General features: G+C 58.1%; 14 protein-coding genes. 2 read left to right on the top strand and 12 right to left on the bottom strand.

What is annotated here, in order from left to right; genetic code table 11:
- Nucleotides 1-14 precede the first annotated feature (14 nt).
- Complete coding sequence (locus AC0YNU_RS13875; protein ID WP_475757367.1) at nt 15-1799, bottom strand: ABC transporter substrate-binding protein; 1785 nt, start codon at nt 1797-1799, stop codon at nt 15-17.
- A 645-nt stretch (nt 1800-2444) separates the two neighbouring features.
- On the opposite strand from AC0YNU_RS13875, the gene AC0YNU_RS13870 reads away from it, so the two are divergent.
- Entirely contained in the window at nt 2445-5921 is a 3477-nt protein-coding gene (locus AC0YNU_RS13870; protein WP_475757365.1) for a S8 family serine peptidase, read from the top strand.
- 32 nt (nt 5922-5953) lie between these two features.
- On the top strand, nt 5954-10396 hold the full coding sequence (locus tag AC0YNU_RS13865) for a S8 family serine peptidase (protein WP_475757363.1): 4443 nt from the start codon (nt 5954-5956) through the stop codon (nt 10394-10396).
- Nucleotides 10397-10483: 87 nt separating this feature from the next.
- On the opposite strand, the gene iolB is transcribed toward AC0YNU_RS13865, so the two are convergent.
- The 11 genes from iolB to AC0YNU_RS13810 all read right to left on the bottom strand — a co-directional run bounded on the left by iolB (nt 10484) and on the right by AC0YNU_RS13810 (nt 22872).
- Nucleotides 10484-11302 carry a 5-deoxy-glucuronate isomerase gene (gene iolB, locus AC0YNU_RS13860; RefSeq protein ID WP_475757360.1) on the bottom strand — a complete coding sequence of 273 codons (819 nt, stop codon included), beginning with the start codon at nt 11300-11302 and terminating at the stop codon, nt 10484-10486.
- 25 nt (nt 11303-11327) lie between these two features.
- Nucleotides 11328-12788, bottom strand: a complete 1461-nt coding sequence (locus tag AC0YNU_RS13855) for a CoA-acylating methylmalonate-semialdehyde dehydrogenase (RefSeq protein WP_475757358.1) — start codon at nt 12786-12788, stop codon at nt 11328-11330.
- A gap of 27 nt (nt 12789-12815) precedes the next feature.
- Nucleotides 12816-13811, bottom strand: coding sequence for a 5-dehydro-2-deoxygluconokinase (gene iolC / locus AC0YNU_RS13850; RefSeq protein ID WP_475757356.1), 996 nt, complete (start codon nt 13809-13811; stop codon nt 12816-12818).
- Nucleotides 13812-13942: 131 nt separating this feature from the next.
- Nucleotides 13943-15808: a 3D-(3,5/4)-trihydroxycyclohexane-1,2-dione acylhydrolase (decyclizing) gene (gene iolD / locus AC0YNU_RS13845; protein WP_475757354.1), complete on the bottom strand. Its 1866-nt coding sequence runs from the start codon at nt 15806-15808 to the stop codon at nt 13943-13945.
- Between the two features lie 88 nt (nt 15809-15896).
- Nucleotides 15897-16649 carry a sugar phosphate isomerase/epimerase family protein gene (locus AC0YNU_RS13840; RefSeq protein WP_475757351.1) on the bottom strand — a complete coding sequence of 251 codons (753 nt, stop codon included), beginning with the start codon at nt 16647-16649 and terminating at the stop codon, nt 15897-15899.
- On the bottom strand, nt 16646-17587 hold the full coding sequence (locus AC0YNU_RS13835; RefSeq protein WP_475757349.1) for an aldo/keto reductase: 942 nt from the start codon (nt 17585-17587) through the stop codon (nt 16646-16648). The genes AC0YNU_RS13840 and AC0YNU_RS13835 overlap by 4 nt, the downstream gene beginning before the upstream one ends.
- A gap of 90 nt (nt 17588-17677) precedes the next feature.
- Complete coding sequence (locus AC0YNU_RS13830) at nt 17678-18637, bottom strand: carbohydrate kinase family protein (protein ID WP_475757347.1); 960 nt, start codon at nt 18635-18637, stop codon at nt 17678-17680.
- Nucleotides 18638-18681: 44 nt separating this feature from the next.
- Nucleotides 18682-19692 carry a LacI family DNA-binding transcriptional regulator gene (locus tag AC0YNU_RS13825; RefSeq protein WP_475757344.1) on the bottom strand — a complete coding sequence of 337 codons (1011 nt, stop codon included), beginning with the start codon at nt 19690-19692 and terminating at the stop codon, nt 18682-18684.
- A gap of 48 nt (nt 19693-19740) precedes the next feature.
- The gene (locus tag AC0YNU_RS13820) at nt 19741-20568 is read right to left on the bottom strand and encodes a carbohydrate ABC transporter permease (protein ID WP_475757341.1); all 828 of its coding nucleotides are present in this window, start codon (nt 20566-20568) and stop codon (nt 19741-19743) included.
- 18 nt (nt 20569-20586) lie between these two features.
- Nucleotides 20587-21471: a carbohydrate ABC transporter permease gene (locus AC0YNU_RS13815; RefSeq protein WP_475757339.1), complete on the bottom strand. Its 885-nt coding sequence runs from the start codon at nt 21469-21471 to the stop codon at nt 20587-20589.
- A gap of 102 nt (nt 21472-21573) precedes the next feature.
- Nucleotides 21574-22872, bottom strand: a complete 1299-nt coding sequence (locus AC0YNU_RS13810; protein ID WP_475757338.1) for an ABC transporter substrate-binding protein — start codon at nt 22870-22872, stop codon at nt 21574-21576.
- Nucleotides 22873-23433: the final 561 nt, after the last annotated feature.

The following is a 23433-nucleotide window of genomic DNA, read 5'->3' as shown; positions in this document are numbered from 1 at the left end:
CTGGGGAGGCTTGTTTAGGCCTTGACCCACCAGTTGATCATATGGAAGAAATACCCGTAAGCAAGCGAGGATTCCGGTTGGTCGGCTTCGGCAAAATGAACCTTGTTCTTGTCGAACGCCTCCGGCAAACCGTATTGATACAGGAATACGTAAGGAAGATCGGTCGAAATTTCTTTGGCGACGTCGGCGTAAATCGCCTTGCGCTCGTTCTGATCGACGGTGGAGTAGCCTTTCACCCACAGCGCGTCAAGCTTCTCGTCCTTGTACCAGCCGGAGTTTTGGCCGGCAGGCGGGAAGTATTTCGAAGAGAAGATGCTTTCGCCGTCCGGATCCGGATTGCTAAGCGACCAGGACAGGAGCAGCGCCTGGTATTTGCCCGGCGTGACGTTCTGATCGATCCATGAAGCGAAATCGATCGCCTTCGGCTTGACTTCGATGCCGACGTCCTTCAAGTTCTGCTGAATGACGGCCGCGACTTGCTCGCGACGGCTGTTGCCGGCGTTGTATTGCAATTCGAAGGAGAAGCGGTGACCGTCTTTCGCCAGAATGCCGTCCTTGCCGGGCTTCCAGCCGTCTTCCGCCAGCATCGTCTTCGCTTTCTCCGTATCGTAAGCGTAATTGACGGCGGCGTCCTTCGGATCCGCCCACGAATTCGGCAGGAACGGCGCGTTCATCAGCGTGCCGGTGCCTTTCAGAATGTTGTCCACCATGCCTTGGCGGTTAACCGCCGTCGCGATGGCTTGACGCGTCTTCTGGCTTTGGAACAACGAGTACTTGTCCGGGAAGTTGGCTCCGTTGAAGTTGAATTGCATGAACTCGTACTGCGGTCCCGGCTTCAGAATGATTTCCATGTTGTCCTTGGCTTTGACCGCTTCCAAGGTCGTGAGCGGCACGGCCGCCGTCAGATCGACGTCCCCTTTCAGCAGGGCTTGCGTTTCCGTATTTTGGTCGGCGTATATTTTATACGTCACCGTCTGGATATGCGGCTTCTGGCTGCCCCAGTAGCTCGGATCGGCGTCGAACGTCAGGTATTGGCCATGCTCCCACTTGGACCATTTCCAAGGACCGTTCGTGACGGTATTGGACGGATCGGAGCCGAACGGATGCTTTGCCAAATCCTTGACGGGTACGTCCTTGAGCACATGATAAGGCGCCATCGAGGAGACAAGGGAATAACGGAACGGTGCGAACACCTGCTTCAGCTTGAACTCGACCGTATGATCGTCGACCTTGGTCACGGTATCGACCTTGTCGACCATGCTGATGCCCGGCGATCCGGCATCCGGATTTTTCATCGTGTCGAACGTATATTTGACATCATCGGCCGTAACCGGCTGACCGTCGCTCCATTTCGCTTCCGGTTTCAGCTTGATCGTGTAAGTAAGACCGTCCGCGCTGATCGTCGGCAGCTCCGCCGCAAGCGACCACGGCTCGGCAGCTAGATTACCTTGGCGATCCAAATCATAGAGATTAGCGTAAACGAACGTGGCTGCGTCTCCGGAGGAAGTATCCTGTATGTACATCGGGTTGATCGAGACGATGTCGGAGAACGTGCCGACGACGAGGTTTCCGCCATCCGTCGGCGTATCTGCGGACGGAGTCGCGCTTGCGTCATCGGACGGGGTTTCGTTTGCGGGTTTGTCCGCATCCGCGTTCGCGTTTGTTGGCTTGTCCGCGTTTTGCGCGTTCGCCGCGGGAGAATTGGATGAATCCGAGTTCGAATTACCGCAACCGGCGAGCAATGTTCCAGCTAAAGCGACAATAGACAGCATAACCGTTAATCTTTTCCTTCTCCTCATGTTCACACTTCCCCGTCATTTTTTAAAAGCTTTGCATCTTCTACCGAAGACAGCTCTCATCATCAACCATGTTATGTTTCATGACAAGACTACTACATTCTATATCCGATAGATTGGAAAAGTAAATAGATAAGTTTAATTATTTAGCGAAATTATCCAATTACCCAAATTCACGACTGTGTTCTCGCCCTATTAAATGACATGGATATTACATTATATTCGTAGAACCCTCGAGTGATTGAAGCGGTATGTGCATTATGATGACATCAGAGTCCTTTTAGATCGCCGGTTCTTGAACTTCCCTTTCTTCCGCATTCTTTCGATCATGACGGCTGCCTCGACGCTCGCGATCTTGCTCATCGGACGGATGCGTTACCTAACATATATATTCCATATTAAGTTTTTTGAAATTAAGTTAATATAACATAAATATAGCATTACTATTAAATATTTATTTAATTTTTTAACTTTCTGAACAAAAATCCAGTTACATTACCATATTTTTCTGCTAGAATACGCCTTGCATGCCTTTGGTATAACCTAAAATGTTACGAAAGGTGACGTGATGATGAATATTTGAATCGGCCTTTTTCTGTCCGCAGCAGTCGTATGGATTTATTATTCTTAATTAAAGGAGCGACAACCTTGAACAAGCAAAAAAGAAAAACGATCTTCGCCCTGCTATCTTTGTTGCTGACTTGTTCCTTGGTCACGACCGCATTCGCCGAAAGCAAAGCGGCAGCGACAAATAAATCGACGCAGAACCAGCTTGAAAATCCTCGGAAAAGCCAATGGTCATCCGACCGACCGGCGGATAGCGCCGCGATTACCGTTACTCCAAAGCCCATTCAAACGTCCGATGGTACAGGCTCCTCCCCTGCTTCGCAAGCAACGATCGCGGACAATGAAAAGCACGATTACGCGCCTGACCGGATCATCGTGAAGTACAAAGACGATGTCAATGCGTCGGCCTTATCCGGCAGCTTCTCGGCAATGGTATCCGACACGAAGCCTCTCGCGAGCGCCGACCGATTGAACGTGTTGAAACTCAAAGCCGGAACCGACGTCATGAGCGCAATCAGCGAGTTGAAGAAAGATCCGAACGTTCTGTACGCGGAACCCGATTATAAAATCCATCACGCGACTGCGCTTCCGAAAGGGGCGGAGATGAAGAAAGCGGTCAGCAAAAGCGTCGACGAGAGCGTCAGCGATTATGCTAACGCGAGCGCCGGCGAGAGTGCCAGCGTGAGTGCCAGCGAGAGCGCTAAAGCGAGCTCTGCCGGCGAGGTCATCGCGAATGATCCGTACTTCCACGATCAATGGGCGCTCCGGAACACGGGCCAAAATATGCACGAGTACGCCTATCCCGTCATTCCAGGCGGCACCCCTGGGATCGACATCGACGCCACCCACGCTTGGACGGTAACGCAGGGAAGCCCGGACGTGGTCGTCGCGATTATCGACGCCGGCGTGGACACGACGATCACCGATCTAAGCGCTAACATCTGGAATAATTCCGGCGAGATCGCGGGCAACGGAATCGATGACGACGGCAACGGTTTCATCGACGACGTAAACGGCTGGGACTTCGCCCATGACGACAATTCGGTCTTCGATATCCGAGACGTGGCGAACGATTATTACGGCACTTATCTCGCGAGCATTATCGCGTCCTCCACGAATGACGGCGAAGGCATCGTCGGCGTGGCCCCCCATGTCAAGATCATGCCGGTCAAGTTCCTCTCTTACGACGACGGCAGCGTCTCGGACCTGATCGATTCCATCCATTATGCCGAAAACAACGGCGCTCAGATCGCCGATTTCGGATGGAGCCTGAACGCGTACAGCCAAGCCTTGGAAGATACGATTGCTTCTTCCGAAATGCTGTTTTTCTCGGGTGCCAGCCAACATCTCCAATCGACGAACGATGACCAAAGCCCAAACTATCCGGGTTCGTTTCCGGAGAAGAACATCGTTAACGTCACCTCCATCGACAACACGGGCAACCTGGCCGGAGAAGCCGGTTACGGCAAATCGACCGTGGACATCGCCGCTCCGGGCGTCGACATCGTCACGGATGCCCCCCACTACAATCCCGGTTACGGCGCGGAAATCAGCGACGGCAAATTCAAAGCCATCTACAACGGCATCGGCTACGAAGAGGTGCCCGAGAAGAACAGCTTGAACCAACCGAACCGGCAGGACATGTTCGACAAAGCGATGGCGTATTTGCAGCCATTCGATAAGCCCGTCGGCGCAACCAACGTGCTTCTCGTGGTCGACGACGCAGGCGGCTTCGACGGCGGCGGCGGCGTCAGCGTGTCCGACGACGCGGACATTACGACGACGTACCGGAATCTGCTTGCCGGTTCGGGATATCTTCCCGCAAACATCGAACTCCTTAATATCGCGGACGCGTCGGCCGACGGGCCGAGCCTCGAAGAACTCAAGGAACACGACATCGTGGTTTGGACTTCGGGTACTACCTATAACCCGGACACCGCCGTGCTGACCGATCAGGACCAGAGGAACTTGACGGCCTTCTTGGCGGACGACGACGACAATGACGGCAGCAGCGGGCATCTCTTGCTGTCGGGCCAAGATATGATCGACCATATCCAGCGCAGTCCGTTCGTGCTGGACACGTTGCATTTGGTCATGATGGGCGAGGAACTGCTCGGACTGGGAACCGTCCAGGGCGTAAGCGGCACGATCTACGGCGAGAAGACCTATGCGGTGAAGCAAATCGCGATGTTCGCGGATATCGTCGTCTCGGACGATCCCTCCGTTACGACAATCAATCTTGAATTTCCTCAGCTTCCCTATTTCTACGTAACCGGCACGAACAAAGCTTCCGCCGTCACGGCGGGCGTAGCCGCCCTCGTGCTGAGCAAGCACCCGGGCATGGACGCCCGCAGCTTGGGCGAACGCGTAATCGGCAGCGGCACCCCGATCAGCTCCATGACCGGCATCACCGCCAGCGGTAAAATGGTCAACGCCTTCCGAGCCGTGAACGACAACGAAATTCCCGGCACGCCATTGGCGGACGCGAGCATCAGCGGCAAGCTCAATCAGACGACGGACCGCGATCACGTGTATGCGATCGATCTGAAAGCCGGCGAGCAAACGACGTTGACGCTAACCGGCGACCCCGGCGCCGACTTCGATCTGTACTTGTACGATCCGACCGCAACGACCGTACAGTCGAAGCAAGGATTGGTCGCGTATTCCGAGAAAGAAGGCACCAGCAGCGAAACCATTACTTATAAAGCAGCCGCCGGCGGCACTTACTACGTCGACGTGTTCGCCCATGAAGGCGAAGGCAGCTATACGCTGGAAATTTCCAGCAACATAACCGGCGCTTACGAAGACAGCAGCCGCGAACTCCGTTTCGACGGATCTTGGTCCACGCTATCGGGCGCTGCCTATTCCGGAGGCACGATGAAACAGATCGACGCCGGAGGCAGCGTCGAGTTCGGATTCTTGGGGAACACGATCGAGTGGATCGGGTCCAAGAACGATCAACAGGGAATCGCCGACGTGTATATCGACGGTACCAGGGTCGCCTCGCCTTCCCTATACAGTCCGAATCCTTTGACGCGGCAAAAGCTCTTCAGCATGTCCTTGGGTTATGGACAGCACAGCTTGAAAATCAAATGGACCGGCAAATGGGATCCCCAGACCGCTTCCGGCAAAACCGGCGGCACCGCGATTAACGTGGATGCCTTCAGGGTCAGGCATCTCGTCTCGTTAAGCGACATTTCGGCGGTTTACACCGGATTGTGGACCGATCTCTTCGGCGTGAATTTCTCCAATGGCATCAATCGAATGACGGACGTCGAGGGCAATACAGCCGAGTTCGACGTGACCGGCAGCCAAATCACCTTGCTCGCCACGACCGGCGAGAATCAAGGAAAAGCGGAGATTTACATCGACGGCAGCGATCGGCCGGCAGCGACCATCGACACGTACAGCCCTACGCTCAAGTTCCAAGTGCCGGTGTTCCGCTCCGAAATCCTGTCCGACGGCGTCCACCGCATTAAAGTGGTCAACATCGGTCAGCCGAATGCCGAATCGAACGGAAATTTCATCGCTTTAGACGCTTTCGAAATCACGGATTGAATCCAACTTTCATCGAAATGGGGAATCGGAGCTTGAATACATCACGATTTAAAAAGACGGCCTCCGCCATAACGGCCTCTCTGCTGCTCGGCAGCCTTCTGGCCCAAGACGTATCGGCCACGGGCGACGACACGCCGGCTATTCCGGCCATTAACACGGATAAAATGCACGCCATCTTGGAAGCCGCGCTTCGGTCGGACTCGGCGGACGAGCTGCCGGCGGCGGCGAACGCTCCCGAAGCGATCATCGCATCGGACATCGATACGTCGTCTTCCGGCAACGTGAACGTCATCATTCAGCTGAGCGGGCAGCCGGCAGCCGTCGGGCGCTATGCCGCCAAGATCGGCAATCGCGCGATGGCTTCGGAAGCGACGGAGGAGTCCGTCCGCGCCCAGCAAACGTCCTTCTTGAGCGCCGCGGAGGCCAAGGGCATTCCGCTCCAAGTGAATTATACGTACGATACCATCCTCAACGGAATGGAAGTTACCGTGGCCGCCGATCAAATTCCGAACTTGGCCAAGATCGCGGGCATACGGGCGATCCACAAGAACTTGACGTATTACGCGATTCCGGTCGACAGGAACGCGCTGGACGCGAACGATCCCAAGTTCGACATCAATCCGCTCGCGCAGATGGGCGTGGATCAAGCGTGGGCGCTCGGCTTGACCGGCAAAGGACTGAAAATCGGCGTCATCGACACGGGCGTCGATTACGAGCATCCCGATTTGGCCGCCGCCTTCAAGGCCGGCTACGACGCCTACAACAAAGACAACGATCCGTATGAAGACGGACCGCACGACGGGAAAGAAGGTTCCTACCACGGCACCCACGTATCGGGCACGATCGCGGGCAGAGCCGCGAACCCTACCTCCGATTTCGTCCAGAAAGGCGTCGCGTACGAAGCCGATCTCTACGATTACAAGGTGCTTGGCGGAAAAGACGGCGAATCCTCGGGCTCGTCGGCGCAAATCATCGACGGGATCGAGCATGCCGTCAAGGACGGCATGGACGTCGTTAATCTCTCCCTCGGAAGCGACGGGGAGAAGGATCCGAATTCGCCGGATTCCATCGCCGTCAACAACGCGGTGCTCGCGGGCGTCGTTGCCGTGGTCGCCAACGGCAACAACGGCGATTCCCCTGCCGGCCCTTATTATTATACGATGGGCTCCCCGGCGTCTTCCCAGCTGGCCATCTCCGTCGGGGCAACGACCAGCACGAGCACGCATTTTTCCGGTTCGGTCGAAACTTCCGTGGCGGGGTTGACGGACGGCTTGGCCGTCTCCACTACCGATAATCCGACAGCGGATAACACGGCAGCGGATGTTCCGGCAGTTGATGTTCCGGCAGCCGATGCTCCGATAGCCGATGCTCCGGAAGCCAATACTCCGGTAACCGATACTCCGGAAGCCGATGAAAAGGCAGAGCCAGCAGAAGCCGCAGGCACTCCGGAATCGCTGGATTTAATGGCATGGGGCACGAGCCAAGAAGACTTTCACGCCATCATGGGGTCCGCTCCGATCGAAGGCGTTTACGTGGGTCTGGGCGACGTGACGGACTATGCCGGCCGGGACATCCAAGGCAAAATCGCCTTCATCTCCCGCGGCGTCCTCTCGTTCGACCTGAAAATCAAGAACGCCAAAGAAGCCGGCGCGCTTGCGGCCGTCATCTTCAACGGCGACTACACGGTCGACGAGTCCGGAATGAGCAACATTCCCGATCTCTCGGAGAACATCGATGGCCGCGACGGACCGATCGGGCCTGTCGCCTTCCTCGGCGACAGCTACAGTTACCTCCCGACCTTCGACATGCCCGGCATCCTGGGCAGGCATATCGCCACGCTCGTCAACGAGAATCCGGACACGCTTCGCTTCACGTTCGGCGACGATTTCTTGAAGACTTCCATCGCGGGCGATAGAATGGCAAGCTTCAGCTCGCGCGGTCCGAACTCGGACGGCCATTTCGGCATCAAACCGGATGTCAGCGCGCCCGGCGTGAACATCATGTCCACCTTGCCCGCATACGGCAAGCTGTCGAGCAAGCCCGTCAGCTACGATAAAGCCTACGGCCGTCTTAGCGGCACCAGCATGGCTACCCCTCACGTGGCCGGACTTGCCTTGCTGCTGAAGCAGGAGCATCCGTCCTGGTCGCCGATGGACATTCGCGCCGCCCTTGCGAACACGGCGGACGAAATCGTCGACGAGTCGGGCACATCGTACGACGTATACTCCCAAGGCGCGGGACGCGTCAATGTCGCCAACGCCATCAAGACGCCGGCGCTTCTGGAAGCGATGGACGACTTGACCTTGTACGACAAGCAGTTCGAACCGCTTACCATGCCGAGCCAGTCCAGCAGCATCAGCTTCGGCATGATCGATCCGGATTCCGCCGCGGCCGTTACGAAACCGCTGCAGCTCAAATACCCGCTTCCGGACGCGCAGGGCGCGCCGATCGCGCCCAGCAAACCTTCGTACACCTACACGGCCAGAATTCAAATGCACGACAAGGTCACATCCGATCCGCACGATCCGATCGCGACTCCCGACGTTAACGATATCGAGATGACGCTCGGCGGACTCGACGCCGCGGATTCGGACCAAATTACGGTTGCCCAAGGGGGCATGCATGATTTCACCTTGTCCGCCAAAGCGAAATCGAATGAAGCCCACGGCGTCTACGAAGGCGAAGTGATTCTCGAGAACCCTGAATTGCCCGCCTTGCACCTTCCATTCGTCATTCACGTCGGCGACGACTCGGCGGACAACGATAACGGCATCCATGATGTCGCCCTGTCCAGCGATACCATCTATGCCGATCAACCGATCGATCTGACGGCGACGATCTCGGCGAAGAACATGAATTTTGCCGACGTTGAAGTGTTGGATCTGAACGGCGAGTTCATGGGCGTCATGACTCAGAAGTACGGCTTCGACTACGAGAAGCTTGTCCTGCTGCCGATTCCGGACGGGCAGATCCATTATCCCTATTTGGACGGCAGCGTGACGACCGGCGTAGACAAGTACGGAAACAATATCGTCACGAAGCTTCCGGACGGCATCTACAAGCTTGCCGTGACGGTTGGGCACTATACGGACGATTTTTCCGATATCGATGCCTCCGCCTTCGCATTCAAAACGTTCCAAGTCACGTCGGCAATGGCGCCGGATAACGACGACGACGGAAACAACGGCGGCGGCGGCGGCGGTGGCGGTGGCGGTGGCGGCGGTGCGGTAGTCGTCAAACCTGCGCCTCCGGCGAGTACGAACGAAGCATTGACGTCCGTGCTTCAACAAGGACAACCAAGCTTGGCGCTGACGCCGGTTACCGACATCAAAGACACCGTCTTGACGGTCACGCTCACCGACGACGCGATCAAGAAAGCACTAGCGGACGCGCAGCAAGCTCCGGCGGCGTTCATTATCGATGCCTCGTCCGAAGAGGCCGCCGAAGCGGTGCTGAGGCTGACGGACGCGCAAGTTAAACAGCTGCAAACGGCCCCCGCGGGCAGTACGCTCAATTTCTCTTGGAACGGAGCCGCTGTCGCATTCCCGGTATCCGCTTTATCCAGTATGCCTTCAGGCGCGGACTTCGCGTTATCCATTGCGCAGCAGGCGGAGAGCAAAGGCGCATTCGCCAAACAATACCCTGATGCGGCCATTCTCGGCACGCCGTACTCGTTCGAAGCCAGCGCCGTCCGCAACGGCACGGCAGCGCCGATCGTCTTGCCGACCAACCAGCCCGTCAAACGGGCCTTCCTGCTCGATAAGGGGATCGACGCAAGCCATGCAGGCGCTTTATATGCGGAAGGAGATCGCGTTGCCCCCGTTCCGGCGCAATTTAAGAAAGCCGACAGCGGTTCGACGGTCGTAACGATCAGCCGTCCGGGTTTCTCGACGTATGCGGCCGCGTCGCGCCAAGTGGCGTTCACGGATATCGATTCTTCGTGGGCGAAGAGCCAAATCCAGCAGCTGGCCAATCAATTCATGCTGAACGGCACGACGGCTCGAACCTTCTCGCCGAAGGGGAATGTGACGCGGGCCGAATTCGCCGCGATGCTCGTAAGGTCGCTCGGCTTGCAGCAAGAATCGAAGCTGGCTCCATTCAGCGACGTGACCGGCGAAGCTTGGTATGCGACCGATGTCGCGGCCGCCTTCCAAGCCGGCCTGATCACGGGCAGCGACGGCAAGTTCATGCCTGCCGCGACAATCAGCCGCCAAGAACTGGCGGTCATGCTCGCCAGGTCGTTGAAGCTGGTTAACGCTCAAGTCCCGGCAAATCCTGGCGTCCGCCCATACGCGGATAGCCCGACATTCGCTTCCTATGCCAAAGACAGCATACAAGCCGTTACGAATGCCGGGTTGATGCAAGGCGTCGAGAAGCAAGGAAGCTTCTACTTCCAACCAGGCGCGGCTACGACTCGCGAGGCCGTCGCTAAAGTGTTGCAAACGCTGCTGACATCGGCTTTCTTTATGAAATAGGTCGAACGGAACGAAATACGAAGAAACGGATGGCCCAAGGCCATCCGTTTCTTCGTATTTCGCTTCATATATATTTTCCCAAGCCGTTTATTTCACCGCCGGCTTCGGCATGAGCCACGCATGATCCGGATCGTTGCAGAACTTCCACGTTCGCACGGGACCCGCCATGACGTTCAAGTAGTAGGCATCGTAACCCGGAGGAGCCGATACGGGATGGTAGCCCCGCGGCACGAGCACCGCTTCGCCGTTCGCGATCGCCAGCGTCTCGTCCAGCGAGCGATCGTCCGTGTAGACCCGCTGTACCGCGAAGCCCTGCTCCGGCTGGACTTGGTAGTAATACGTCTCCTCGAGCAACGATTCCTCGGGCAGATGATCCCGGTCGTGCTTATGCGGCGGATAGCTGGACCAATGGCCGCCCGGCGTGAACACTTCCACGACGAGCAGACTGTCCGCCGCCTCGGAATCCGGCAAAATGTTGTGGATGAGCCGCTCCGTGCTGCCTTGGCCGCGGACTTCGACGCCCACGTCCGGAGGAGCGATCAGTCGGGCCGCATGCGTCCCCTTACCCGGCGCCCAGCAGAGGGCGAGATGGAGCTCGGTCTCGGCCGTGACCTCGAACCGATCGCCCGACGGCACATAGACCGAGTACGGCGGGATTTTCTCGAACACGCTCATACGCGCGCCGATCCCTTCCCATGCCTGCTCCGCGGTTGCGACATCCGCCTTGCCGGCAAGCAGCACGATGCACGCCTCCAATTCCCCGGTGGAACGAACGAGCCGCTCCCCGGGTTTCATCCGATACGCCTCAAAGCCGACGTACGTCCAGCCCGCCGATGCCGGCGTGATCCGCAGGACATTGCCCTCCGCGTCCGGCGTTAGGCTTGGTTTTACGATGAGTTCGCTCATGGATGTGAATGCTCCTTCCCGGCGCTTACCAGCGCGCCGTCACCATTTTCTTGCGCGTGTAGAACTCCACGCCGTCCTGGCCGTTCGCGTGCAGGTCGCCGTAGAACGATTTTTTCCAGCCCGAGAAAGGGAAGAACGCCATAGGCGCGGGCACGCCCAGGTTGATGCCGAGCATGCCGGCGTCGATGTTCTCGCGGAAGTGGCGGACGCTGCTGCCGTTCTGCGTGAAGAGGCAGGCGCCGTTCGCGAAGTCCGATTCGTTGGATAACGCGATCGCTTCGTCCAAGCTGTTTACCCTCACGACCGACAGCACCGGCGCGAAAATCTCGTCTTTCCAAATCTTCATCTCGCTCGTCACGTGATCGAAAATGGTCGGGCCGACAAAGTAGCCGTCGCCCGATACCGCCGCATCGGTACGTCCGTCGCGACGCAGCACCGCGCCGTCTTGCTCGCCGGACGCGATGTAGCCGAGCGTGCGTTCCTTGTGCGGTCCGCGAATGACCGGACCGAGGAACACGCCCTCGTCCATGCCGTTGCCGATCGTTATCCCGTTCGCCGCGGCGACCAGCTTCTCGATCAGCGGCTCGGCCGCTTCGCCGACGGCGACGACGACGGAACAGGCCATGCAGCGTTCGCCCGCGGAGCCGAAGGCTGCGCCGACGATCTGCGTAACGGCGGCATCGAGATCCGCGTCCGGCATGACGATGGAGTGATTCTTCGCGCCGGCGAGCGCCTGAACCCTCTTGCCATGGGCGGATGCGGTCTTGTAGACGTACTCGGCCACCGGCTGGGAGCCGACGAACGAGATCGCCCGGACGTCCGGATGCGCGAGCAGGCCGTTTACGACGTCATGCGCGCCGTGGACGACGTTCAGCACGCCGTCCGGCAGGCCCGCTTCCCTGAACAGTTCCGCCAAGCGGTTCGCGAGCAGCGGCGTCCGCTCGGACGGCTTCAGCACGAACGTATTGCCGCAGGCGATCGCGAGCGGGAACATCCAGCACGGGACCATCATCGGGAAGTTGAACGGCGTAATGCCGCCGACGACGCCGACCGGGTAGCGGTACATGCCGGATTCCAGGTTCGTCGCGATATCCGGCAGCTGCCGGCCCATCATGAGCGAAGGCGCGCCCGCGGCGAATTCGACGCATTCGATGCCGCGCAGCACTTCGCCGTGCGCCTCGGTATAGCTCTTGCCGTTCTCCAGCGTGACGATGCGGGCCAGCTCGTCCCAGTGATCGACGAGCAGCTGCTGGTACTTGAACAGGATGCGCGCGCGGCGGGGAACCGGCGTCTTGCTCCATGTCGCGAAAGCGGCATTGGCGACGCGGACGGCGCCGTCCAATTCTTCCTTGGACGAGAGCGGAACATGGTTGATGACTTCGCCCGTTGCCGGGTTATAAACCGGCTCGGAGCTGCCGGAGACGGATGCGACCCATTCGCCGCCGATGAAGTTGGGGAGCAGGGCCGGTGCGTTCGTGTGGGACATTCGGAAAATCTCCTTTCGGAATCGGAATTACGCTTGTTGGGAAGCTGCGATATAATCTTCGATCTGCTGAACCGTCGGCATCGCGTCGGAGCAGCTGTGGCTGGAGATGACGATCGACGCGGACGCGCTGCCGAATGCCATGCTGCGGCCGATGCTCCACCCCTGCATCAGGCCGTAGAGGAAGCCCGCCGCGTAGGAGTCGCCCGCGCCGAACGTCTTGATGACCTTCGCGGGGAATATCGCTCCCCGGTGAGAGCTGCCGTCTTTGCCGTAGGCGATGGAGCCGTCCTTGCCGTGCTTGATGACGACGAGCTCGGCGCTGCAGCCGAACCATTGGGCCGCGGTTACCTCGTCGCTGCGCTCGGCGTTGCCGTCGAAGCGCTCGAGCATGTCGAATTCCTCGCGGGTGCCGATGATGATGTCGCTCTTCTCCGCCGCGAGATGATAGTAGATCGCCGTTTCCTCGGGAGATGCCCACGAATACGGCCGGTAATCGATATCGAAGACGACCTTCGTGCCATGCTTGCGGGCATATCTGAGCGCAAGCAGCACCGCTTCGCGCGACGGGCTCTTCGCGAGCGCCGTGCCGGATACGAGCAGCACCTTGCTGCCTGCGATGAGCGTCTCGTCCACTTCTTCAGGCGCGAGCAGCAGATCCGCGACATTGTCGCGGTACATCAAGATGCTGCAGTCCTCGGGGCTCTTGATTTCCGTGAACGCAAGTCCCGTTACCGCGCCCGTGCTATCCGTCGTCACGCCCGACGTGTCGATGTTGTTATCGCGCAAGTATCGCAGGATGAATCGGCCCATCTGGTCGTCCGCCACCTTGCCGATGAAGGCGGCGCTTTGCCCCAAGCGGGACATGCCGATGCAGATATTGGCCGGCGAGCCGCCGACGTACTTGGTGAACGTCATCGTCTCTTCCATCGGGCGATTGATTTCGTTGGCGTTCAAATCGATGCACAGCCGGCCGATCGCGACGAAATCGCGCGGCTTGCCGTCATCGAAAGCGATGGACTCCATTTTGCAGCCCTCCCTGATGTTCGGAATGAATGAATGAATGAATGAATGAATAGCTTACGATTTATTTCATGTAAAAAATGCTTTAACGAAGTGAATGGTATTTCATGAAATGATCGTATCAAATATAGCTGTCAATAAGGACGCGCGGCCCGGAGAGCTTCTTGCATCCGCTCATGCGCCAGGGCGACCTTCTCGCTCTCGGACACCTCCGGCACGCCGACATGCCACCACGACTCGTAACCGTCCGTGTTCGTGCCCGGCAGCACTTTGATCTCCACCAGCACCGGACCTTCCTCGTCCCTCGCCTGCCGAAGCGCATCGGCCAATTCCTCCGCCGTGCGAGCCGTATAGGCGGCCGCGCCCAAACTGCGCGCATGCATCGCGAAGTCGATCGGCATGTGCTTGCCGTTCAGGCGGCCCGTTTCCTTGGAGCGGAAACGAAATTCGTTGCCGAAGCCGTCGCTGCCATGCCCGCGCTGCAAATTATGAATGCACTGGAAGCCGTGATTGTCGAGCAGCAGCACCGTCAGCTTCACGCCCTCTTGAATGGCCGTCACCAGCTCCGAATGGAGCATGAGGTAGCTCCCGTCGCCGACGAACGCGTACACGTTCCGCTCCGGCTCGGCAAGCGCGGCGCCGAACGCCCCGCTGACCTCGTAGCCCATGCAGGAGAATCCGTATTCCATGTGATACGTCTTCGGCTCGGTCGTTCTCCAGACGCGATGCAGGTCGCCCGGCAGACTGCCAGCCGCGGCAACGATGACGTCCTTCGGACCGATGAAGCCGTTGATGACGCCGAGCGCGCGCGTCTGCGTCAAGCCTTCGTCGCTTTCGAGCGCGTAGAGACGGTCGACCTCGGCGTTCCATTCCGCCTTAAGCGCGGCGATGGTTCCTTCCTCGTAACCGCTCACGTAGCCGCGCAGCGTCAGCTCTTCCTTCAAGGCCGCAAGCCCCGTCTTCGCGTCTGCCGTAATGGCCGCGCCTTCGAGCTTGACCGCGTCGAACGCGCTGACGTTGATGTTCACGAACGCGGCGTCCGGATTGCGAAAAGCCGACTTGGACGCCGTCGTGAAATCGGAGAAGCGCGTGCCGACGCCAATGACGACGTCCGCTTCCGCGGCGATCCGGTTCGCAGCCAGCGTGCCGGTCGTCCCGACGCCGCCGAGGGCGAGCGGATGGTTCCACGGCATCGCGCTCTTGCCGGCCTGCGTCTCCGCCACCGGGATGCCGAACGCTTCCGCGAATCGCAGCAGCGCATCCGCGGCTTCCGCGTAGAGCACGCCGCCGCCCGCGACGATGAGCGGCTTCCGCTTGCCGACGATCTCCTCGGCGGCCCGCTTGACCGCATCCGGAGCCGCCGGACGGCGGTCGAGGTAATGCACGCGCTTCTCGAAGAACGCGGCCGGGTAATCGTAAGCTTCGGCCTGCACGTCCTGAGGCAGCGCCAGCGTAACGGCGCCCGTATCCGCCGGATCGGTCAAAACGCGCATCGCCTGCAGCAGCGACGCCATCAACTGCTCGGGACGGACGATCCGGTCCCAGAACTTGCTGACCGGCTTGAACGCATCGGTCGCCGAGACGGAATAATCGCTCGGCACCTCCAGCTGCTGCAGCACCGGGTCCGGCTGGCGGCTGGCGAAGTTGTCGCCCGGCAGCAGCAGGACGGGAATGCGGTTGACCGTCGCCGTGCCGGCCGCGGTCACCATGTTCAGCGCGCCCGGTCCGATCGACGAGGTGCAGGCGTAGATTTGCCGGCGGTTCTTCTGCTTGGCGTAAGCCGCCGCGGCATGCACCATGCCCTGCTCGTTCTTGCCTTGGATGAATGCAAGCTCGCCGGATGCCCGCTCGAGCGCTTCGCCGATGCCCGTCACGTTGCCATGTCCGAAGATGCCCATGACGCCGCGGACGAATTTAGTCTCTTCCCCGTCCGCGGACAGGTATTGATTGTCCAGGAACTTGAGGAGCGCCTGGGCCATCGTCAATCGAATCGTATTCATGCGTTGCCGCCTCCGTTCACGGATAATGTCGAGCCGGATTCCACTTCCATCAGGTTATGATCTCGTCCGGCTTCAAGCCGGTCTCGGCTTAGAGCGTTTCGTCCAGCTTGAGCAGGTATTCCAGGCTTGTCGCCAGGCTGTCGAGCGGGCTGCCCGGACAGTAATCCTGCTCCACGGCGAACCATTCGACGCCGCTGTCCAGTCCCCAGCGCAGGATCGGCGCGAAGTCGATGACGCCGGAGCCGATCTCCGCGAAATACTCGCGGCCGTCGGCCGTCATGTCCTTCAGATGAAGGATCGGCATCCGGTTCGCGTAGCCGCGGATGAAGGACAGGGGATCCTGACCCGCTTTCTTCACCCAGTACGTATCGATCTCGGCATATATCGCCGGGCTGTCAAGCAGGTATTCGAGCGCGAACTTGCCGTCGATCGTCGTGTGAAACTCGAAATCGTGGTTATGGTAGCCGACCCGGAATTCCGTTCCCTTCACGCGCTCCGCGACGGCCAGCAGATCATGCTTCACGCTCGCGTAGCCGTCCGGATTCTGCAAGCCGTCCGGCAGGGAGTGGCAGATGAAATCCCTCGTGCCGAACAAACGCGCTTCCTCCAGCACGTTGTCCAGGTCGTCCCGCATCCGCGGCAGGCCGACATGCATGCCGGCGGTCTTGAGGCCGAGCTCGTTCATGACCGCCGCGATGTCGCGCGCCGGATTGCCATGCAGGCCGTCGATTTGAACGGCTGCCCAGCCCATTTTAGCCAAGTCCCGGAGGACGGCCTCGAAATCCTTCTTCAGTTCGTTGCGCACGGTGTACAGCTGCGCGGCAAGTTGGTGCTTGATCATTGCGCGATCGCCTCCCTTTTCAAATCGAGCCATTCGACTTCTTCGAGCGTCAGATGCAGGTTCATTGCTTCGACCGAGGAGAGCAGCTCTCCGGGATTGCGCGGTCCGATGATCGCGCCCGTGGCGAACGGCTGATGCAGCACGTAGGACAGCGCGAGCTGGATCGGGGTGATGCCCTTCTCTTCGGCCATCTTCACGGCCCGGCGATAACGCTCCCAGTTGCCTTCGCAGTAGTACACGCGCACCATTTCCTCGTCCGCGCGGTTCTCGGGCGTGAAGTGGCCGGAGAAGAATCCGCCGGCTTGCGCCGACCAGGACAGCAGCGGCATGCCGTTCGCCGCGTGCCAGGCGATCGTCTCCTCGTCCGCCGAGACGACGCCCGGCCATCGCGCCTCCTGCGGCTTGGCCAGGCTCAGGTTCGTGCTGCTGAACGCGAATCCGGTCAAGCCGTGCGCGGCTGCGTAGTCGTTCGCTTCCTGAATCCGCGCGTGCGTCCAGTTCGACGCGCCGAACGCGCGCAGCCGCCCCGCTTCCAGGTTCGCGTTCAGTTCCTCGATGATCGGTCCGACCGCTACGGTCTCGTCGTCCCGGTGCAGCGCGAAGAGCTCGACGTAATCGGTGCCGAGCCGCTCCAAGCTTTCCGCCAAGTCCTGGCGAATCGCCTGCGGGTTCACCCGCGGTCCAGGACTCCCGTCGTCATGATGGGCGCCCTTCGTCAGGATGACGACCTTGTCCCGCAGCTTCTCCTCGGCGAGCCATTCGCCCAGCAGCTTCTCCCTGCCCCGGTATTGGTGAGCGGTATCGAACGCATTGCCGCCGGCGTCCACGTAGGCGCGCAGCATCAGCCGCTCGTTTTCTTCTAATTTCCGCAAGTCGCCCGTTCCCATGATCAGTCGGGAGATCGGTTTATCCACACCTTGAATATGCAACGCGTCCATCCTTGCATCCTCCTTAGACAGCTCAAGTCGGCTTATTCATTGGCTAACGAAATTCCATCTGGTATCGATTCCATATTGATCGCTAACGCGTTATTGCGAGATCGCCCGCGGCAAGCTGCGACTGCCTGCATGCCGATGCAGAAACGACTGCAGCCCTTCCAAGTCGGGCGTGCCGGTGCTGCCGCCGTATGCGCCGACGGACATCGCGCCGCATGCGTTGCCGAACTTGAGCGACGTCTCGACATCGAAGCCTTGAATAAAGCCGTATAAGTATCCGGCATTGAAGGAATCTCCCGCGCCGGTCGTATCCACGGCCTCGACCTTGAAGGCCGGATGCCGCGTCATGACGCCATCCTTCATCGCGACGGCTCCGTCCGAGCCGAGCTTCACTACAATATGGCATCCGTGATCCGCCATGATCGCGAGAGAATCCGCGATCCGCTCGCGGCGCGTATAATGCAGCGCCTCGGTCTCGTTCATTAGGAACACGTCGATGTGGCGCATCAGCTCGAAGATCCCCTCGTACCATTCGCCGGAATCGTCCCAGCCGACATCGCAGGAAAGCGTAACGCCCTTCTCCTTCAACTGCTTGACGATCGCGAGAAACCGCTCATGGTTCTCCCTGCCCCGGTAGCCCGTTAGATGGACATGCTTCCCTTGCGCGATCTGCTCGATGTCGAGCCGTTCTAGCGCCAGCTCCTGATTGGATCCCATATAAGAAAGGAAGGAACGGTCCGTATCCGGATTAAAAGCGATCGAGATGCCTGTTTGATGGGTTTTACTCGTTTGAATGAGGCTGGTATCGATACCATATTGGGCGAATTGTTCCCGGATGAAGCTGCCGTTGCTGTCATCTCCCAATACGCCGTTGAACGCCACGCCAAGGCCGAGCTTGGCGAGAGAGAGCGAGAACAACGCCGCTCCCCCGCCTACGTGCATCATCATGTTATCCACGAACACTTCCTGGCCGGGCTCCGGCACCTGACTGTACCCTACTACCACAAGATCTATATTGACGTCTCCGACGACGACAGCATCGAATTTCTTCACGTCTCTCTCCCTCTTCCACTCCGATGTAATGATGCCTGCGTTATTTATCCATGCCGCTTGCAGCTGTCGCGAACGACCAGCTGATGCTGCAGCACGACATCCTGTCCGGGCGCGTCCTCCTGAGCCGTAATCATGTCGATCAGCACCTCGACCGTGACCTTCCCCATCTCCTGGATCGGCTGCTCCATGGACGTCAATCGCGGCCGCACGAGCTCCGTCAGCTGGCTGCCGTCGAAGCCGATGATCGAGAGGTCTTCGGGCACTGCCAATCCTTGGTCGCGCACGGCGTTCATCGCCCCTACCGCCATGTCGTCGCTGACGGCGAATACGGCCGTCGGACGGTTCTCGCACGCGAGCAGCTCCCGCACGAGATCGTAGCCGCTTTGCGTCTTGTAATCGCCGAAACGGACATGCTCGTCCACGAGCGGAAGCGAGCTGTCGGTCATCGCGCGACAGTACCCGATATAGCGGTTTTGCCCCGACGTCACGTCGCGCATGTCGCCGCCGATAAAGCCGATCCGTTCGTGCCCGAGCTCGATCAGGTAACGCGTCGCGTCGTAAGCGGCCGTATAGTCGTCGATGATCACGGAAGCGAAAGGCTGGTCCGTCGGCTTGACGCTGGAGAAAATAATCGGAATCCCAAGCTTATGGATCATGTCCCTGATCTCGTCGTTCAGCTTCTCGTGCATGATAATAATGCCGTCCACGCGCATTTCCTTGAACACGTTCAAATATTTGAGCTCTTTGTCGATGTCCTCGATGATGTTGCACACCAGAAGATTGTACTCGTTCATGCTTGCCGTTTTCTCGATGCTGCTCAGGATGGTGGAATAAAAGCTCGACGTCACGTCGGGCACGATGACCCCGATGAGGTTCGTCTTGTTCCGGACGAGACTTCTGGCGATATGGCTTGGCGTGTACCCCAGTTCGTCGATTGCCTGCTTCACTCTGTCCTTCAGATCGTCTTTGACATACTTTTCGCCGTTCAGCACGCGCGAAACCGTCGTGACCGATACGCCAGCCTTCTTCGCCACATCTTTGATTTTCGGCGCCATACGCTCATCAAGCCCCCAATTTCTTCATCCATGCGTCGTTATCGCCCGTTAGCTCTTGACCGCTCCTTCCATGATGCCCGCGATGAACTGCCGGCTGACCACGAGGAAGATGACGATGAGCGGCAAGGTTGCCATGAGCGTGCCGGTCATGACCATGGAATAATCTGCTGTATGAACTGATTTTAACTGTTGGAGCGCTAACATTAAAGTGAATTTGGACGTATCCGTCAAAACAATTAATGGCCACAAATAATCTTCCCACGTGCCCATGAACGTCGTGATGGCCAGGAACGCCAGCGCCGGCCGCAGGATCGGCAGCGCGATGCGCCAATATTGGCCGAATTTGCTGCAGCCGTCGATACGAGCGGATTCCAGCAGCTCGTTATGGATGGCCAGCGCGTACTGCCGGATCCAGAAGATCCCGAACGCGGAGGCGATGCCCGGCACGATCAGCGCTTTGTAGCTGCCGACCCAGCCGAACGACTTGATGACCATGAACTGCGGCACGAGCAGCATTTGCCCAGGGATCATCATCGTGCCGATCATGACGTAGAACAGCACCTTGGAGCCCGGGAACTTGAACTTCGCGAACGTGAACCCCGTCAACGAGTTGAAAAACAGCTGCAGCGTCGTGCTGAGCACCGCGATGAATATGGTGTTGAAGAGGGAGCGAATAAAATTGGTGTTATCCAGGACATGATTGAAATTCGTCATGAAATATCCGCCGAACGTCAACTTCGGAGGGAATGCGAAGATGGCGCTCGTCTGGTTCGTCGACATGACGACCAGCCAGTAAAACGGGAAGATCGATACCAGCACGCCGATCATCAGCACGGTGTGCAGCAGGATCTTTTTGGTTAGGATTGCCTTGCCCATCCGTCATTCACCTCGTTATCAATCGTCAGATTTATTGAAGACTTTCCAGTTCAGGACCGACAGCAAACCGATGATGATGAAGAGCACCCACGAGACGGCGGCCGCGTAACCGTAGTTCTGATACGTAAAGCCTTCCCGGAACATGTACAGCACCACGGTATCCGTGCCCGGGTACGGGGATTGCGTGCCTGCCAGAACCTGCGGTTCGGTGAAGATCTGGAATCCGCCGATCGTCGACATCATCACGGAGAACAGGATAATCGGCTTCAGCATCGGCAGCGTGATCCGCAGGAACGTCTGGACCGTCGACGCGCCGTCGAGCTCGGCCGCCTCGTAAAGATCTTTCGGGATCCGCTGCAGGCCGGACAGGTAGATGATGGCGTTATAGCCCATGTACCGCCAGCAGATCATCGCCGCGATGACGACGCGGGACGCGAAGGGCGAGTTGAACCATTCGATACGCGAGAGTCCTGCTTTCTGCAGCAGGTAATTAATCAGCCCGTATTCGTTGCCGAACAAGGACTGGAATATGATAACGACAGCGACCATGGCCGTAATATTCGGTAGGAAATAAGCGATGCGGTAGAAACCCTTGAACCTTACGACGGCCATATTGATCAAGAAGGCGACGATCAAGGCGCAGATCAGCTGCGGCGCGTTCCCCAGGATCCAGAGAATAATGTTGTTGACGAGCGCCTGCCAGAACGTCGGATCCGTGAACAGGTACGTAAAATTGGCGAAGCCGACGTACTTCATCTCCCCGATGCCGTCCCATTTGTGGGTGGAGAGGAAGACGGAGTAGAAGATCGGAAATACGGAAAAGACCAGGAACAGGATGTAAAACGGCGATATAAACAGATACAGCGCTCTGCTCTTGTAGATGTCTTTCAAAAGGGCTCCCATGCGATTCCTCCGTTACTTGGCTGGGACGGGAAAAGGCCTTCGCCCTTTCCCGTTCCATCCGTTATGAATGCCAAGCTTGGCTGCGCGCGGTCCCGGATTCGCTTAGTGGGACAGCTGTTTCTTGATCTTGTCCTGCGCGTCCTGCCATGATTTCACGGGATCGCGCTTCTTGTCGACGGCGACGAGCGCGTCGGTGATCGCCGTGCTCGCAACCATGTCGCGGGAATCGGTGTGCGCGACCTTGACGTCCTTCGCGGCGTCCGCGAATACGGTGCTCAGGTCTTGATTGCCGAAGAACTCGTTCTTGTTAACCATATCCGGGCTCGTGTAGATCTCCGGCGTCGACGGATAGTTGCCGAATTCCTTGTACGCCGTCACGAGATTTTCCGGGCTGACGAGGAATTGGATGACTTCATACGCTTCCTTCGGATGCTTCGTCGAGCTCAGCGCGCCGAAGAACGAACCGCCTTGGTTGCCGACGTTGCCCGGCGGATGCGCGATGTTCCATTTCCCCTTCGTATCCGGAGCCGCGCTGATCAAATCGCCGACGGCCCACGAAGCGCCCGTGAACATGGCGATTTTGCCGTTGTTGATCGCCGCATTTTGCTCGGAACCGTTGGAGTACGGGAAGGTCAAGCCCTGCTGGTCGGCTTTCACCGCCATGTCGTAGGCGCTCTTCACGTGCTCTTGGTCGCCGATAAAGTTGCCCTGCTCGTCGAAGTACGATTTGCTGCTTTGGCCCATGATCGTGTTGTAGATGTCGGCGATATTTCCCGTCGTCGCCCCCGTCGCGTCCTTCACTTTCTTCAACAGCGCGAAGTAATCATCCCACGTCTTCACTGCGCTGCTCACCGCATCCGGCGTGTTCGGCACGCCCGCTTTCTCCAGCAGATCCGTGCGGTAGTAAAGCACGACCGGCGCCACGTCGATCGGCATGCCGATCAAATATTTATCGTCCGGCGTCGCGGCCATTTTCCATTTCCAATCCAAGTACTTGGATTGCACGTCCTTGGCGCCTTGGTCGTACAGATTCACGAATTTATCTTTATACGTCAACATCGAGGAAACCCAGCTGTCCATCGCGACGATATCGGGACCGTCCCCGCCGCCGACGAGGGTAGCTTTCAATTTGGTGAAATAGTCGTCCCCGGATGGAAGCTTCTCCGCCTTCAGATCGATGTTCGGGAATTTCGCTTTCGCCGCTTCGATCGTGGAATCGGAAATCGCGCCGTTCCAGTACCACAGTTTCAGCGGAATTTTTTCGGTTGAAGCGCTTTCTCCGTTGCCATTGCCGGAAGCCGTGTTATTGGAACCGTTGGAACCGTTCTGACCGCAAGCCGTCAGGACAAGAAGCACGCACGCCAGCAAGATGGCGGTTAAACCAAAGGACTTTGTTTTCATGGACTCGTTCCCCCAATTTTAGAAAATAAAGTGCATTCATAGGATGACTGCATTCCGCTTTCTTCAAAGCTTTCCTTACTCGCAATTTCCTATTCACCTGCCGACATGCTTTCCGATTCTACCACCGCCTTCGCAAAAATAAGTCGGGATGCGACATTCTGGTACCGATACCAGAAGAGAAGTAAAAAATATGGTACCGATACCAGATTAATGAATGATTTTTCCTATGGTATCGCTTCCATATCGTTGTGAACAGTATAATCGCATAATTTCTTTTTGACAATCCCTTTTTTGTAAAATGTAAGCGTCCCTCATGGACGGAAAACGTCCCGCTTATACCTCTGTTTGGCAACCGCCGCCGGTCAGTGCAGACATGGAACACGGGCCTCCGCAAGGGAATTCGTGCCCATGTCGAATACGCCATGCTGTTTTTGACTTGATAGGAATCCGTCTGCTTAACGACTTGGCAGTCTGGGCAGGATAACGGATAACCTCCCTCTAATCCAATACTTAAGAGGTAAATTATAATCAGCTGCTGCAGCTTTCCCATCAAGTCATTCA

The organism is Paenibacillus sp. J31P316 (assembly GCF_056269105.1).
This window is presented reverse-complemented; position numbering and strand designations above follow the sequence as displayed.

Excerpts from the sequence above, each read along its gene's own strand:
- AC0YNU_RS13855 (WP_475757358.1), bottom strand. The coding sequence starts at position 12,788 with ATGTCCCACACGAACGCACCGGCCCTGCTCCCCAACTTCATCGGCGGC.
- AC0YNU_RS13820 (WP_475757341.1), bottom strand. The coding sequence starts at position 20,568 with ATGGGCAAGGCAATCCTAACCAAAAAGATCCTGCTGCACACCGTGCTG.
- AC0YNU_RS13840 (WP_475757351.1), bottom strand. The coding sequence starts at position 16,649 with ATGATCAAGCACCAACTTGCCGCGCAGCTGTACACCGTGCGCAACGAA.
- AC0YNU_RS13825 (WP_475757344.1), bottom strand. The coding sequence starts at position 19,692 with ATGGCGCCGAAAATCAAAGATGTGGCGAAGAAGGCTGGCGTATCGGTC.
- iolD (WP_475757354.1), bottom strand. The coding sequence starts at position 15,808 with ATGAATACGATTCGATTGACGATGGCCCAGGCGCTCCTCAAGTTCCTG.
- iolC (WP_475757356.1), bottom strand. The coding sequence starts at position 13,811 with ATGGAGTCCATCGCTTTCGATGACGGCAAGCCGCGCGATTTCGTCGCG.
- iolB (WP_475757360.1), bottom strand. The coding sequence starts at position 11,302 with ATGAGCGAACTCATCGTAAAACCAAGCCTAACGCCGGACGCGGAGGGC.
- AC0YNU_RS13875 (WP_475757367.1), bottom strand. The coding sequence starts at position 1,799 with ATGAGGAGAAGGAAAAGATTAACGGTTATGCTGTCTATTGTCGCTTTA.
- AC0YNU_RS13835 (WP_475757349.1), bottom strand. The coding sequence starts at position 17,587 with ATGGACGCGTTGCATATTCAAGGTGTGGATAAACCGATCTCCCGACTG.
- AC0YNU_RS13815 (WP_475757339.1), bottom strand. The coding sequence starts at position 21,471 with ATGGGAGCCCTTTTGAAAGACATCTACAAGAGCAGAGCGCTGTATCTG.
- AC0YNU_RS13810 (WP_475757338.1), bottom strand. The coding sequence starts at position 22,872 with ATGAAAACAAAGTCCTTTGGTTTAACCGCCATCTTGCTGGCGTGCGTG.